Genomic DNA, 13,917 nt, shown 5'->3' with positions numbered 1-13,917 from the left:
CCGTACCGGGCGGGAGACCGTGGGAGGCCCCGCCGGGAGACCGCGCGCCCCCGGAGTCCGGGACGGCCCGGCGGCCCGGACCGGGCCGAGCCGTCAGCCTGTGAATCCGCGGCGGGGGCGACATCCACACAAAGCGGCCCCATCGCCTCACGGCAGACGTCATGTGTTGCCGTTACGGCGTCAACTCCGGGCTCCTGACGCACACCTCTTGACGTGTCGAGGGCGGCAGCGATTACATCGGCGACACCTGAGAGCGCTCTCTCGCCCTCGGGACACACGTCGTGCACCCCACTACCACGACCCAGGAGACTCATCCATGCAAGCTCCCCCCACCCTCCCCCGGCGGCACCGCCGCTCCCGGGCACTCGGCCTCGCCGCACTCGCCGCATCGCTGCTCATGGCCTTCCCCACGGCCCAGCCGGCGTTCGGCGACGCGGCCGAGGAGGTGCCCGGCGGGGGTGACCTCGGCCCCAACGTGCTGGTCTTCGACCCCTCCACGCCCGATATCCAGGGCAAGGTCGACGAGATCTTCGAGAAGCAGGAGTCGGCGCAGTTCGGCAGCGACCGCTACGCGCTGATGTTCAAGCCCGGCACGTACGACGACATCAACGCGCAGATCGGCTTCTACACCTCGATCGCGGGTCTCGGGCTGAACCCGGACGACACGACGTTCAACGGTGACGTCACCGTCGACGCCGGCTGGTTCGACGGCAACGCCACGCAGAACTTCTGGCGTTCGGCGGAGAACCTGGCCCTGAACCCCGTCAGCGGGACCAACCGCTGGGCCGTCTCCCAGGCCGCCCCCTTCCGCCGCATGCACGTCAAGGGCGGGCTCAACCTCGCGCCCGACGGCTACGGCTGGGCGAGCGGCGGCTACATCGCCGACAGCAAGATCGACGGCGAGGTCGGGCCGTACTCCCAGCAGCAGTGGTACACCCGCGACAGCTCGATCGGCGGCTGGGGCAACGGCGTCTGGAACATGACCTTCTCCGGCGTCGAGGGCGCCCCCGCCCAGAGCTTCCCCGAGCCCCCGTACACGACCCTCGACAGCACCCCGGTCTCCCGCGAGAAGCCCTTCCTCTACCTCGACGGCGACGACTACAAGGTGTTCGTCCCCGCCAAGCGGACCGACGCGCGGGGCACGACCTGGGCGAACGGCACCCCGGAGGGCGAGTCGATCCCCCTCGACCGGTTCTACGTCGTCAAGCCGGGCGCGACCGCGCAGACGATCAACGCGGCCGTGGAGCAGGGCCTGCACCTGCTGTTCACGCCGGGCGTCTACCACGTCGACGAGCCCATCGAGATCGACCGGGCGGACACCGTGGCGCTCGGCCTCGGCCTCGCCACGATCATCCCGGACAACGGCGTGACCGCGATCAAGGTCGGCGACGTCGACGGCGTCAAGCTCGCCGGACTCCTCGTGGACGCGGGACCGGTCAACTCCGAGACGCTCGTCGAGGTCGGCCCCGACGGCGCCTCCGCGGACCACGCGGCCAACCCGACCAGCCTCCAGGACGTGTTCGTACGCATCGGCGGCGCGGGCCCCGGCAAGGCGACCACCAGCATCGTGGTCAACAGCGACGACACGATCATCGACCACACCTGGGTCTGGCGCGCCGACCACGGGGAGGGCGTCGGCTGGGAGACCAACCGGGCCGACTACGGCGTCCACGTGAAGGGCGACGACGTCCTGGCCACCGGGCTGTTCGTGGAGCACTTCAACAAGTACGACGTCCGGTGGTCGGGCGAGAACGGCCGGACGATCTTCTTCCAGAACGAGAAGGCCTACGACGCCCCGGACCAGGCCGCCATCCAGAACGGCGACATCAAGGGCTACGCGGGGTACAAGGTCGACGACTCCGTCACCACCCACGAGGGGTGGGGCATGGGCAGTTACTGCTTCTTCAACGTCGACCCGACCATCCGTCAGCAGCACGGCTTCCAGGCTCCTGTGAAGCCCGGGGTCAAGTTCCACGACCTGCTCGTCGTGTCCCTGGGCGGCCAGGGGCAGTACGAACACGTCATCAACGACACCGGGTCCCCCACGTCCGGTACGACGACCGTCCCGTCCCAGGTGGTGTCCTTCCCGTAGGACGGCACCGGAGTACGGGGGCCCGGCCGCGCGCACGGCCGGGCCCCCGCGCAGGGTGGCTACCCGGTCCGGGGGTGCACCGCGGCGATGCCGGCGAGGATGAGGGTGATCCCCGCGAGGAACTCCTCCCGGTCGTCGTGGACGCGCATCCGGTCCGCGACGGACCGGATGAAGGGGTAGGCGTCGGGGTCGAGCTCCTTCCACGCCCGGGACGCCGCGTCGAGGACCTCGGCCCGGTCGGCCCCGGGCCCGGCCGCGAGGCCGTTCACGGCGTTCTGGCCGGCGGCTCCGAGGATGTGGTGCATCAGCGCGGAGGCCGCCGTGAACCGGCCGCTCACGGGCACGCCCAGCGCGCTGACCTGTCGGCCGATGCTTTCGAGGATCCTCGGCGCCACCGGCCGCGAGGGGCCGCGGGAGAGCTGTACGGCGAGCTGCGTGGCGAGCCACGGGTGTGCGTCGATCGCGTCGAACAGGCCGAGCGCGATGGCGCGGATCCCCTCCTGCGGCGATTTCGGGGGCCCGGCGGGCCCCTCGGCCAGGGCGGCCGCGACGACGGCGTCGGTCGCGGCGTCGAGCAGGTCGCTCTTGTTCGCCACGTGCCAGTAGATCGCCCCCGGACCGGTGGCGAGGCGCTCGGTCAGCGCCCGGAACGTCAGCCCGCCCTCGCCGGCCGCGTCGAGCAGCTCGACGGCGGCCCCGATGATGCGCTCGCGGCTCAGCGCCTCCGCCCGCCGCTCCGATGTACGCGCCCGTGATGCCATGAGGCCATTTTGACATGTCTGGAGCGCCGTTCCACCATGAGAGCTGGAACAGCATTCCAGAGCCATTGGCCGGACCGGCCGGCCTCGATCCCGAAGGAGCCTCCATGGGCACCCACGTCACGATCATCGGCGCCGGCCTGGGCGGTCTCACGCTCGCCCGCGTCCTGCACGTCCACGGCATCCCGGTGACGGTCCACGAGGCGGAGGCCTCCCCGGTCGCGCGCCCGCAGGGCGGCATGCTCGACATCCACGAGGACAGCGGCCTGCGCGCCCTGCGGGCGGCCGGCCTGACGGACGGGTTCCGGGGCCTCGTCCTGGAGGGCCGCGAGGCGACCCGGGTGCTCGCCCCGGACGGGACCGTCCTGTTCGACGAGGACGGCTCGCGTGGCCGCCCCGAGGTGCTGCGCGGCGAGCTGCGGGCGCTCCTGCTCGACTCTCTCCCGGCGGGCACCGTCCGGTGGGGCCGGAAGGCAGGCGGCGTGCGCCCCCTCGGCGGGGGCCGCCACGAGGTGGCCTTCTCCGACGGCACGACCACCGTCACGGACCTGCTGGTCGGCGCGGACGGCGCCTGGTCACGGGTCCGGCCCCTGCTCTCCGACGCCGTGCCGGAGTACACCGGCAGGTCGTTCGTCGAGACCTGGCTGACCGGGAGCGGCACCCGGCACCCCGCGAGCGCGAAGGCCGTGGGCGGCGGGTCGATGTTCGCGCTCGCGCCGGGCCGTGGGATCCAGGCCCACCGGGAGAGCGGCGGGACCCTGCACACCTATGTGGCACTCTCCGGGACGCGGGAGTGGTTCGACGCCGTCGACTTCACGGACCCCCCGGCGGCCGCCGCGCGGATCGCGCGGGAGTTCGAGGGCTGGGCGCCGGAGCTCACGGCGCTGATCACCGAGGGGACCGCGCCCGTGCTGCGTGTCCTCCACGCGCTGCCGGCCGGCCACCGCTGGGACCGGGTGCCGGGGGTGACGCTCATCGGCGACGCCGCCCACCTCTCGGCCCCGAACGGCGAAGGGGCCAACCTGGCCATGCTCGACGGCGCCGAACTGGGCGAGGCCGTCGCCGCGCACCCGGGCGACACGGAGGCGGCCCTCGCCGCGTACGAGGAGGCCATGTTCCCCCGGAGCGCCGCGGCCGCCGCCGACGGCGAGGAGCTGCACGAACTCCTCTTCGGCGACACCACCCCGCACGGTCTGATCAGCATGTTCACCGGGGGCGCCGGGGACGCGTAGCCGGCCGCCGGAGCGGGCGGCACCCCGGGCCGCCACGGGGGCCTGCGCGGGGAGGACGGTCCGCCCTCCTCCACGGGCGGACGCGCGGCGCGGCCGGCACCGGCCGTGCGCACACCGGGCCCGTACGGCGACCGCCCCCGCCCGGAGGTCCGGGCGGGGGCGGTCGTACGCGGCGTACGGGGCCCGTCAGCCCTCGCCGTCGAGGCTGATCGCCACGGTGCGCTCCGCGGGCGTCTTACCGAGCAGGGCGCCCTGCATGGCCTGGGCCACGTCGGTCGAGCTGACCTGGTACTTCTTCCCGTCACCCTTGGTGACCATGACTCCGTCGAAGACACCGTCGAGCAGGGTGTCGATCGCCTCCCTGTCGTAGACGGCGACCAGCTTGCCGTCGACCGCCTTCATGGACAGGATCTGCGGCAGCGACCTCGCGGGGCCGAAGTCGATGGCCTTGGTACCGGCCTTGATCGTGATCAGCCCGGACATGGCCGGCTCCGCGAACTCCTTCATCGCCCGGTCCAGTTCGGCCTGGGTGACGGTGGGTTCGGTGGCGGCCACCGGCAGTTCGACGACGGCCGGCTGCCCGGTCTGGACCTGCGCGCGGTAGGCGTCGCGCACGGAGATCATCGACCGGTTGACGTCGAGCGACTTGCCCGCCTTGCCGGGGACGGCCACGGCCTTGTTCGGCTCGAACTTGATCGTTCCGTCGTTGGCGGAACCGGAGACACCCGCCAGGTCGGTCAGCGCCACCCCGAGCTTCTCCTCGTCGACCGGGATCACCGGGTCGGCGGGGCGCGCCCCGCCGAACAGGGAGCCGATCACCGAGACGGGGTTGTAGTCGCTGCCCGCGGCGCCGCGGACGGTCTCCTGGCTGTCCAGGGTGAGACCGGCCTTGTCGGGGGCGAGCTCCTCCTCCTTGCCGTCGACGGACAGCCGGAGAGGCGCCTGGGCCCGCTTGCCGAGGGCGGCGTCGAGCTTGGAGACCGCCTCCGCCTTCGTGCCGCCGCCGATGTCGACGCCGAGCACGGTGGTGCCCTTGGGGACCTCGGAGTGGTTCATCAGCAGGCCGGCGCCGTAGGCCACCCCGAACAGCACGAAGACGGCCGCGCCCAGCAGGACCAGCTTGGAGCGGCCCTTCTTGGCGGGCGCCGCTGCCTTGGGCGCGGGCCGGGGCGCGGACGCCGGGGCACCCGTGTCCGACGGGCGTCCGCCCGCCGGGCCCTCGGGCCGGTTCCCTCCGGGGCCGCCCGGGAACGCGGAGCGGGGCTCCGCCGGGATGACCGGGATGCCGCTGGTCAGTGTGTCGCCGGAGACATGGCCGCCGGGCCCGGGGGCCGGTGCGGGCACCTGCGGCGTCAGGATCGCGGTGTCGTCCGACAACCGCGGCGGTGTGCCACCGGGGCCGCCGGGCCGGGAACCGGCGGGGCCGGCCGCGCCGGGAAGCCGGTCGAGGTTCGGCGTCAGGGACGAACTTCCGGTGGCGGGACCGGTGGTGGGACCGGAGGGCCCCGTGACGCCCTGCGGTCCCGTGCCGGCGTTCGGCGGGGTCCGCGTACCGGCGTCGAGGTCGTCGAGCGCGCTGCGGCCCGTGCCACCCGCGCCGCCCCGGTCACCGGGCCGCTGCGGACCGTCCGGGAAGTACGGCGAGTCCGGGCGGCCGGCGTCGCGGCCCGCGCCGGAAGGACCGCCGGCGAGGGGGCCGGGGGTTCCGGCGGCCGGGGCGCCGGGCGCGGGGGACGGTGCCTTGCGCGGCGCGAACCAGTCGCTGCCGCTCTTCTCCTTGGCCGGCTTCTCGGCCGCGGCCTCGGCCGGCTTGCCGCCTTCCCGTGCGTCCGGGCCGGCTTCGGGCGCTCCGCCGGACGACGGCGCGGGTGCGCCGGGCCTCGGGGTGCTGCCGGTCCGCTCGGAGGCCGGACGCCCGCCCGACGTGTCCGTCTCGCTCATCGGCGTACGCATGACGACAGGCGGGATCGGACGCGAGCCCGGGATGTTGATCCGGATACGCGTCGTCAGCGTCGTCTCTGTTCTGGGTTCCTCGGGCTGAGGCGGGTCCGCAGGCTCCGGAGTCTCCTCCGGCCCGTCCTGAGACGGGTGCAGCGACGGATACTGGCGTGATCCGTACGGCGGCGTACCCGACGGGTACGCGGCTCCGCCGCGCCCCTGGGGCCCGGAGGACGAACTGTCAGTTTCACGACTCAAAGCAGGTTCTCCCGATTGGCTCCGCCGCCCGTACTTCCCCCGTGCCGCAGGCCAGGGGACGGCTCGGCGCGCGCACCACCATACTGGCCGCCGCCGTCTGTCTCTCCGCGTCCGGGGGGAACAAGAATGCACCCATCACTGCGTGCTGGGGCAATCCGGGAGCGGACATACCACATCACGTGCCGGACTGCCCGGCCCCGTTGGCCGGAACTGGCAGTCTCGCCACCGTGGCGCAGATCACAGCGACGGCCATCCCTCCGAGCATGAAGAGGGCCAGGCCGAGTTCGTCGCCGAAGACGTAGTCGCCCTCGGGACGGCCGCCGAGAAGGGCGAGGACGGCGAGGAACCACCCCACCGCCGGTACGAGCGCGCCGAACTGTGTCCTGGTCAGCACCCGGCCGCCGTAGAACAGTCCCGCCGACGCGGCGAGCGCGAGCAGCAGCCCGCCCGGGAACAGGGCCGCCTGGACGAGCGTGCCGGCCAGCCCGACGGCCGCTCCCAGCACCGCCAGAGCCACGTACAGGGGGATCCGCCGGGGGTTGGGGGGCGCCGCCAGGCCGCCGGGCCCGGGGCTCCTGGGCGGGGCGTTGGTACGCGGCGACTGCGACGAGGCGCGCTGCCTCTGCCTGCTGCTCATGTCCGTGCTCCCGGTGCGGGGGCCGCCTCCGGCACGCCCGCGAAGAGGTCGTGCTCCCGGGCTCCGTCGTCCCCGCCCGGGGCGCCCCGCACCAACTCGTAGTACTCGGTGGTGAACACCGGCTGTCCCAGGTCGTTCGACAGCGCGAAGAACGGTCCGTCCACGGCGATCTGGGTGGCGTGGGCCCGCATGGCGGCGGTCTTCGCCCCGGCGTAGGCCGAGCCGTCGATCTCCGCCGTGATCCGCGCGTCGTCCACGACACCGGGGACGTCGTCGACCGCGGCGATCCCGGGGAAGGCGTCGGGGGCGGTGTCCCGCAGCCGTGCGAAGGCGTCCTCGGCCACCGAACGGGGCACCCGGTTCCAGTAGATCTTGGCGACGGCGTGCGGGGCTCCGGCGCCGGCGTCGTACCCGGGGTCGGCGGCCAGTTCCGCCGCGCGCATGGCGACGCGGTGCGCCTGGATGTGGTCGGGGTGGCCGTAGCCGCCGTCGGGGTCGTACGTGACGAGCACCTGGGGCCGCAGGGAGCGGATCACTCCGACGAGGTGGCCGGCCGCCTCGTCGAGGTCGGCGGCCCAGAAGGCGCCGGGGCGGTGGTTCTGCTCGGTGCCCGTCATCCCGGAGTCGCGGAACCGGCCGGGGCCGCCCAGGAAGCGGTGGTCGGTGACCCCCAGCTCCCGCATGGCGGCGGCGAGTTCACCGACGCGGTGGTCGCCGAGGCCGCCGTCCCGGTCCGCGGCGAGGTGCGCGAGGTCCGGTGGGATGACCTCGCCCTCCTCGCCGAGGGTGCATGTGACCAGGGCCACGTGAGCGCCCTCGGCGGCGTACCTGGCCATGGTGGCGCCGTTGTTGATCGACTCGTCGTCGGGGTGCGCGTGCACCAGGAGCAGACGGCGGGCGGGAAGGTCCTTCATGGGACCACCCTACGAGCAGGCCGCCCGACGGGCCGAACGCCCCGCGGCATCCGGGGCCCCCGGCGGCGCGCCCGTCAGAACTTGATCCCCCCGATCATGCCTGCCACGTTCGACGTCACCTCCGAGATGGTCGGGGCGATCGACGAGCTCGCCATGTAGAAGCCCAGCAACATGCAGACCACCGCGTGTCCGCCCTTGAGTCCGGATTTCCGGATCAGCAGGAAGACGACGATCGCCAGCAGCACCACCGCCGAAATCGAGAGTGCCACGGCGGTTCACCTCCATCAGTACGGTCGGGACGGGCAGCACACATGGAGCCAGCAGGTTCATACCCACCGAGCGCTACGGATCATAACTATCCGTGCGGACGCATTGATCGGGGCACAGCAGCACGAGGGGGCGCACGGACCGCCCGCCGCGGACTAGGTTCGGTGCCATGACCTCGCAGAAGCTGTCTTTTCCACGCCAGCACGCCCGGACCCAGCGGTTCACTCTCGGCGCACCCCGCGCCTTCACCGTCTCACCGGATGGGACGCGGGTGCTGTTCCTCAGGTCGGCCTCCGGCACCGACCGGACGAACCGGCTCCTGGTGCTGGACACCGCGACGGGCCGGGAAGCCGTGGCGGCCGACCCCGATGCCCTGCTGGGCGGTTCGGCGGAGAAGCTGTCCCCGCAGGAGAGGGCGCGGCGCGAGCGCACCCGGGAGGGCTCGGCGGGCATCGTGGGCTACGCGGTGGACGACGCCGTGGAGTTGGCGGCCTTCGCGCTCTCCGGCAAGGCGTACGTGGCCGAGTTGAGGGCGGGCACGGCGCGCGCCCTGCCGGTGCCGGGCCCGGTGATCGACCCGCGCCCCTCCCCCGACGGCCTGCGCGTCGCGTACGTCGCCCAGGGGGCGCTGCGCGTCGTGGGGGCGGACGGCGAGGGCGACCGCCCGGTCGCGGAGCCGGAGGGCGCCCACGTCTCCTACGGCCTCGCGGAGTTCGTCGCGGCGGAGGAGATGAGCCGCTACCGCGGTTTCTGGTGGTCGCCGGACTCGGACCGCCTGCTGGTCGCGCGGGTCGACGACAGCGCCGTACAGCGGTGGTGGATCGCCGATCCGGCGCACCCCGGGAGCAAGCCGTCCGAGGTGGGCTACCCGGCGGCGGGCACGGCCAACGCCGAGGTGCGGCTCTTCGTCATGGGCCTGGACGGCACCCGCACGGAGGTCGCCTGGGACCGGTCCCGCTTCCCCTACCTGGCGCGGGTGCACTGGTCCTCGCACGGGGCGCCGCTGCTCCTGGTGCAGGCGCGGGACCAGCGCAGCCAGGCGTATCTGGCCGTCGACGCGGAGACCGGGACGACCCGTACCGTGCATGTCGACGAGGACGAAATCTGGCTTGATCTTTTCGCCGGGGTGCCGGCCTGGGCGCCCGACGGCCGGCTCGTACGGGTCGCCGACGAAGCGGGCGTACGGCTCCTGTCGGTCGGCGACCGGCCGCTGACCGGCGGCCGGCTGCACGTCCAGGCGGTGCTGGACATCGGGGAGTCCGACATCCTGGTGCAGGCCACGGCGGGCGAGGACGCGGCGGAGCCGGAGACGGGGCAGAGCCACGTCTACCGGGTGAACGAACTGGGAGTGGAGCGCGTCAGCGAGGGCGCCGGGGTGCACTCCGCGGTGCGCGCGGGGGGCGTGACGGTGCTGGTGTCGGCGTCCCCGGACCACCCGGGAACAACTGTGCGGGTGCTGCGGGACGGCAAGGACGTGGCGTCCGTGGCGAATCTCGCACAGGAGCCGGTCCTCACCGCGAAGGTCCGGCTGACGGAGGGGGGCGCACGGCGGATCCCGTGCGCCGTGCTGCTCCCCACCGGATACCAGGAGTCGGACGGTCCGCTTCCGGTCCTGATGGACCCCTACGGCGGCCCGCACGGCCGCAGGGTGGTGGCCGCCCACAATCCGCACCTCACGTCCCAGTGGTTCGCCGACCACGGCTTCGCCGTGATCGTCGCCGACGGCCGGGGCGCGCCCGGCCGTTCGCCCGGCTGGGAGAAGGCGGTGCGCGACGACCTCACCCTCACCCTCGACGACCAGGTCGAGGCGCTGCACGCCCTGGCCGGGAGCTTCCCGCTGGACCTGACGAAGGTGGCGATGCGCGGCTGGTCCTACGGCGGCTACCTCTCGGCCCTCGCGGTGCTCCGGCGCCCCGACGTCTTCCACGCGGCGGTCGTCGGCGCGCCGGTGACGGACTGGCGGCTGTACGACACCCACTACACCGAGCGCTATCTCGGCGACCCCGCGCGGCAGCCCGAGGTGTACGCCCGCAACTCGCTGGTGACCGACCAGGGGCTCTCCGAGCCGGCCGACCAGGTGCGCCCGATGATGATCGTCCACGGCCTGGCCGACGACAACGTGGTGGTCGCCCACGCGCTGCGGCTCTCCTCCGCGCTGCTCTCCGCCGGCCGCCCGCACGAGGTGCTGCCGCTGAGCGGGGTGACGCACATGACCCCGCAGGAGCAGGTGGCCGAGAACCTGCTGCTGCTCCAGGTGGACTTCCTCAGGCGGTCGCTGGGCCTGCCCCGGCCGTAGCCGGGCGCGTCACCAGCCCGGCGGCGGGGAGGCGGGCGGCGGCGGGGCGGCCCCGCCGCCCTGCGGATAGCCGTACCCGGGCGGGCCGCCCTGGGGGTAGCCGTACCCGGGCGACCCGCCCTGGGGGTAGCCGTGACCCGGCGCCCCTGCCGGGGGCTGGCCGTAGCCGGGCGGGCCGGCCTGCGGGTAGCCGGGGTCGCCGTACCCGTGGCCCGGCCCGTCGGTGCGCTCGAAGCCCCGGCGCGCCAGGACGGCCAGGGCCGTCGCCCCGGCGAAGGCCAGGAAGAACGAGGTGAGGATCATGAGCTGTTGCTCGGCAGGCTCGTCGAAGAAGCGTTCCAGCCAGTCGTGGTGGAGGATCCGGGCGATCCCGCAGCCGCCGGAGACCAGCAGGAACCCGGCGACGATCATGCCGAGCGGGCGGGAGTGGACGGCACGGAAGAGCGCGGTCCACGCGGCCACCAGGCCGGCCGCCACGAGTACCAGGCCGCTCCAGCCCGGCGGGGCGGCGGTCAGGCCGAGCGTGATCACCTCTCCGCCGACGTACCAGCCGGGGTAGACCTCGTCGGGGAGCGTGAAGAGCTGGCGGATCTCCCAGCCTGCCATCACGGCGGCCGAGGCTCCCAGCACCAGGAACGCGGTGACGCCGGCTCCCCGGCCCGGCCGGGTGGGCCGGGGCTCGAACGGGTCCTCGGGCTGCCGGCGGCCCGCCGCTCCGGTGACGACGAGCGCGAGGCCCGCGGCGAGGGCGACGAAGGTGCCGACGAGGGCGCGGGTGCGCAGTTCACCGCTGAACCGGTCGTCCATCCAGGACGATCCGATGGTCCAGACGCCCGGCAGCCGCAGGGCGATCGTGACCAGGCCGGTGGCCACCAGCGTGGACGCCGCCACCGAGGAGCGCAGCGCGGCGGACAGGGCGAGGACGTAGACGGCGAGCAGCACCGGATCGGCCTGCAGGGTGGCGGGCAGCTTCTTCGGCCACCCGTCCGTGTAACCCGCCCAGTAGCGCAGGAGGGCGCCCGGATCCCCGACGGCTCGGACGTCCCGCACGATCCAGGCCGCGACGACGGCCGCGAGCACGGCGCACAGCACCGCTCCGGTGATTCTGGCTCCCCGTGTGAGTATCACCTCAGCGATACTCCACGGCGGTCCGCCGCTGGACAAGGGGACCTGTGGGGAAGGCCGGGGACGGGTAACCGGCCGGGGCGACGTGATGAACGCCCCGGCCGGTTCACGGCACCCGCACGGCCGTACGCTCTCTATGGTGGGCCGTTCGTATATCGGTGCGACGACGGTCAAGTTGCCTCTGTGTTAACGAACATGAGGCCCATTTATCATTCTTTGTCACCCGCGCCCCGGTCCTCGTCGCTCCCGTCCGCCGCCGGCCCCCCGTCCCCGTCCGAGGGCGGCAGCGGCCCCTCGTCCCCGGACGTGTGCCGCAGCCCCTCCTTCGGCACCACCCGCTTCTCCTCGGCGAAGTGGCACGCCGAGTCGTGCTGGGCGGGTGTCTCCGAATCCCGGAAGACCGCGGGCACGGCCAGCAGGGGCACCTCCAGCGCGCAGCGCTCCTGCGCCTTCCAGCAGCGGGTGCGGAAGCGGCAGCCGGAGGGGATGTTCGCCGGGGAGGGCACGTCCCCGTGCAGGATGATCCGCTCGCGGTGCTCGCGGGCCGTCGGGTCGGGCACCGGTACGGCCGACAGCAGCGCCTGGGTGTAGGGGTGCGTCGGGTGGTCGTAGATCTCCTCGTCCGTGCCGATCTCGACGATCCGGCCCAGGTACATGACACCGACCCGGTCGGAGATGTGCCGGACGATGGACAGGTCGTGCGCGATGAACAGGAAGCTCAGGTCGAACTCCGCCTGGAGCCGGTCCAGCAGGTTGACGACCTGGGCCTGGACCGAGACGTCGAGCGCGGAGACCGGCTCGTCCGCGACGATGATCTCCGGGTTGAGCGCGAGGCCCCGGGCGATCCCGATGCGCTGGCGCTGGCCGCCGGAGAACTGGTGCGGATAGCGGTTGACGTACTCCGGGTTCAGCCCGACGACGTCGAGCAGGTCCTGCACCTTCTGCCGGCGGCTGCCCTTGGGCGCCACCTCGGGGTGGATCTCGTACGGCTCCCCGATGATGTCGCCCACCGTCATGCGCGGGTTCAGCGAGGTGTACGGGTCCTGGAACACCATCTGGATGTTGCGGCGCACGGCCTTCAGCGCACGGCCGGACAGCTTGGTGACGTCCTCGCCCTTGTAGCGGATCACGCCGCCGGTGGGCGGTTCCAGGTGCACCAGCATCTTGGCGACGGTCGACTTGCCGCAGCCGGACTCCCCCACGATGCCGAGCGTCTCGCCGGCCGCCAGGTCGAAGTCCACCCCGTCGACGGCCTTGACCGCGCCGATCTGCTTCTTGAAGAGGATGCCCCGGGTCAGCGGATAGTGCTTGACCAGACCGCGCACCTCCAGGATCGGCTCTCCCCCGGCGTGCGGGGTGCGGTCCGCGTCGCGTGCCCCGGAGAGCAGGGCGGAGCCGCCGCCCCCTCCTCCCGCGTCCTCAGCGTGCATCGAGCGTCTCCTTCCAGAAGTGGCAGGCGCTCCTGCGTTCCTCGTCCACGGTGTAGAGCGGCGGCTCGTCCGTGCGGCACACGGCCTGGGCCATGGGGCAGCGCGGGTGGAAGGCGCAGCCGGACGGGATGTGCAGCAGGTTGGGCGGCAGGCCCTTGATCGCGTACAGCTCCTGGCCCTTCTGGTCCAGGCGCGGGATCGACTTCAGCAGACCCTTGGTGTACGGGTGGGCGGGGGCCCGGTAGATCTCGTGGACGGGCGAGGTCTCGACGATCCGGCCCGCGTACATCACCGCGATCTTGTCGGCGACGTCGGCGACCACGCCGAGGTCGTGGGTGATGAGGATGAGTCCCATGTTGAGCTCGCGCTGGAGCTCGGCGAGGAGGTCCATCACCTGCGCCTGGACGGTCACGTCGAGGGCGGTGGTGGGTTCGTCGGCGATGATCAGGGAGGGTTCCAGCGCCATCGCCATGGCGATCATGATGCGCTGGCGCATGCCGCCGGAGAACTGGTGCGGGAAGTCGCCGACGCGTTCCCGGGCCGCCGGGATGCGGACCCGGTCCATCAGCTCGATGGCCTTCTCCTTGGCGTCGCCCCGCGACATCCCCCGGTGCACGACGAACATCTCGCCGAGCTGCTGCCCGACGCTGAGCACCGGGTTCAGGGAGGACAGCGCGTCCTGGAAGATCATGGCCATCTCCTGGCCGCGGATCCGGCGCCGCTCCTCGCCCTTGAGCTTCAGGAGGTCGCGGTCCCTGAAGAGGATCTCGCCCCCGCTGATCTTCCCGGGCGGCATGTCGAGGATGCCCATGATCGCCTGGGCGGTGACGGACTTGCCGGATCCCGACTCGCCGAGGACGGCGAGGGTCTCGCCCTCGGCCACGGAGTAGTTGACCCCGTTGACGGCCTTGGCCACACCGTCGCGGGTGTGGAACTCCACGTGCAGATCGCGCACTTCGAGCAACATGGC

11 protein-coding genes are annotated in these 13,917 nt (G+C 73.0%); 3 read left to right on the top strand and 8 right to left on the bottom strand.

Annotation, left to right across the window (positions count from 1 at the left end):
* The first annotated feature begins 316 nt into the window (after positions 1-316).
* A complete protein-coding gene (locus ACFVS9_RS02640) occupies positions 317-2,092 on the top strand; it encodes a coagulation factor 5/8 type domain-containing protein (RefSeq protein WP_389929618.1) in 1,776 nt (591 codons plus the stop codon).
* 59 nt (positions 2,093-2,151) lie between these two features.
* Here the strand turns inward: ACFVS9_RS02640 and ACFVS9_RS02635 are convergent, their stop codons facing one another.
* Positions 2,152-2,853 (bottom strand): TetR/AcrR family transcriptional regulator, encoded by a 702-nt coding sequence (locus tag ACFVS9_RS02635; protein ID WP_389929617.1) that lies wholly within the window; start codon positions 2,851-2,853, stop codon positions 2,152-2,154.
* Positions 2,854-2,957: 104 nt separating this feature from the next.
* Between ACFVS9_RS02635 and ACFVS9_RS02630 the strand changes: the two genes are divergently transcribed.
* A complete protein-coding gene (locus ACFVS9_RS02630) occupies positions 2,958-4,082 on the top strand; it encodes an FAD-dependent oxidoreductase (protein ID WP_389929615.1) in 1,125 nt (374 codons plus the stop codon).
* Positions 4,083-4,268: 186 nt separating this feature from the next.
* Here ACFVS9_RS02630 and ACFVS9_RS02625 read toward each other — a convergent pair whose 3' ends face one another.
* From ACFVS9_RS02625 to ACFVS9_RS02610, 4 genes are all read right to left on the bottom strand, one after another.
* Complete coding sequence (locus tag ACFVS9_RS02625; RefSeq protein WP_389929613.1) at positions 4,269-6,023, bottom strand: hypothetical protein; 1,755 nt, start codon at positions 6,021-6,023, stop codon at positions 4,269-4,271.
* 430 nt (positions 6,024-6,453) lie between these two features.
* Positions 6,454-6,915 carry a DUF6113 family protein gene (locus ACFVS9_RS02620; protein WP_389929611.1) on the bottom strand — a complete coding sequence of 154 codons (462 nt, stop codon included), beginning with the start codon at positions 6,913-6,915 and terminating at the stop codon, positions 6,454-6,456.
* Entirely contained in the window at positions 6,912-7,829 is a 918-nt protein-coding gene (gene mshB / locus ACFVS9_RS02615; protein ID WP_389929609.1) for an N-acetyl-1-D-myo-inositol-2-amino-2-deoxy-alpha-D-glucopyranoside deacetylase, read from the bottom strand. The genes ACFVS9_RS02620 and mshB overlap by 4 nt, the downstream gene beginning before the upstream one ends.
* A gap of 74 nt (positions 7,830-7,903) precedes the next feature.
* Positions 7,904-8,098 carry a DUF2304 family protein gene (locus ACFVS9_RS02610; protein ID WP_056793925.1) on the bottom strand — a complete coding sequence of 65 codons (195 nt, stop codon included), beginning with the start codon at positions 8,096-8,098 and terminating at the stop codon, positions 7,904-7,906.
* A gap of 167 nt (positions 8,099-8,265) precedes the next feature.
* On the opposite strand from ACFVS9_RS02610, the gene ACFVS9_RS02605 reads away from it, so the two are divergent.
* Positions 8,266-10,392 (top strand): prolyl oligopeptidase family serine peptidase, encoded by a 2,127-nt coding sequence (locus ACFVS9_RS02605; RefSeq protein WP_383116209.1) that lies wholly within the window; start codon positions 8,266-8,268, stop codon positions 10,390-10,392.
* Between the two features lie 9 nt (positions 10,393-10,401).
* On the opposite strand, the gene ACFVS9_RS02600 is transcribed toward ACFVS9_RS02605, so the two are convergent.
* The 3 genes from ACFVS9_RS02600 to ACFVS9_RS02590 all read right to left on the bottom strand — a co-directional run bounded on the left by ACFVS9_RS02600 (position 10,402) and on the right by ACFVS9_RS02590 (position 13,914).
* Positions 10,402-11,520, bottom strand: coding sequence for a hypothetical protein (locus ACFVS9_RS02600; RefSeq protein WP_389929607.1), 1,119 nt, complete (start codon positions 11,518-11,520; stop codon positions 10,402-10,404).
* A gap of 206 nt (positions 11,521-11,726) precedes the next feature.
* A complete protein-coding gene (locus ACFVS9_RS02595) occupies positions 11,727-12,947 on the bottom strand; it encodes an ABC transporter ATP-binding protein (protein WP_389929605.1) in 1,221 nt (406 codons plus the stop codon).
* Entirely contained in the window at positions 12,937-13,914 is a 978-nt protein-coding gene (locus ACFVS9_RS02590; RefSeq protein ID WP_383116212.1) for an ABC transporter ATP-binding protein, read from the bottom strand. The genes ACFVS9_RS02595 and ACFVS9_RS02590 overlap by 11 nt, the downstream gene beginning before the upstream one ends.
* Positions 13,915-13,917: the final 3 nt, after the last annotated feature.

The sequence above is a fragment of the Streptomyces sp. NPDC058008 genome (assembly GCF_042886395.1).
In the GTDB taxonomy this organism is placed as follows: Bacteria; Actinomycetota; Actinomycetes; order Streptomycetales; family Streptomycetaceae; genus Streptomyces.
Note: the sequence above shows the minus strand (reverse complement) of the source record. Positions and strands in the feature narration are given on the sequence as shown.

Coding starts and splice junctions, on each gene's coding strand:
- ACFVS9_RS02605 (WP_383116209.1), top strand. CDS start 8,266: ATGACCTCGCAGAAGCTGTCTTTTCCACGCCAGCACGCCCGGACCCAG.
- mshB (WP_389929609.1), bottom strand. CDS start 7,829: ATGAAGGACCTTCCCGCCCGCCGTCTGCTCCTGGTGCACGCGCACCCC.
- ACFVS9_RS02635 (WP_389929617.1), bottom strand. CDS start 2,853: ATGGCATCACGGGCGCGTACATCGGAGCGGCGGGCGGAGGCGCTGAGC.
- ACFVS9_RS02625 (WP_389929613.1), bottom strand. CDS start 6,023: ATGAGCGAGACGGACACGTCGGGCGGGCGTCCGGCCTCCGAGCGGACC.
- ACFVS9_RS02630 (WP_389929615.1), top strand. CDS start 2,958: ATGGGCACCCACGTCACGATCATCGGCGCCGGCCTGGGCGGTCTCACG.
- ACFVS9_RS02640 (WP_389929618.1), top strand. CDS start 317: ATGCAAGCTCCCCCCACCCTCCCCCGGCGGCACCGCCGCTCCCGGGCA.
- ACFVS9_RS02595 (WP_389929605.1), bottom strand. CDS start 12,947: ATGCACGCTGAGGACGCGGGAGGAGGGGGCGGCGGCTCCGCCCTGCTC.
- ACFVS9_RS02590 (WP_383116212.1), bottom strand. CDS start 13,914: ATGTTGCTCGAAGTGCGCGATCTGCACGTGGAGTTCCACACCCGCGAC.
- ACFVS9_RS02620 (WP_389929611.1), bottom strand. CDS start 6,915: ATGAGCAGCAGGCAGAGGCAGCGCGCCTCGTCGCAGTCGCCGCGTACC.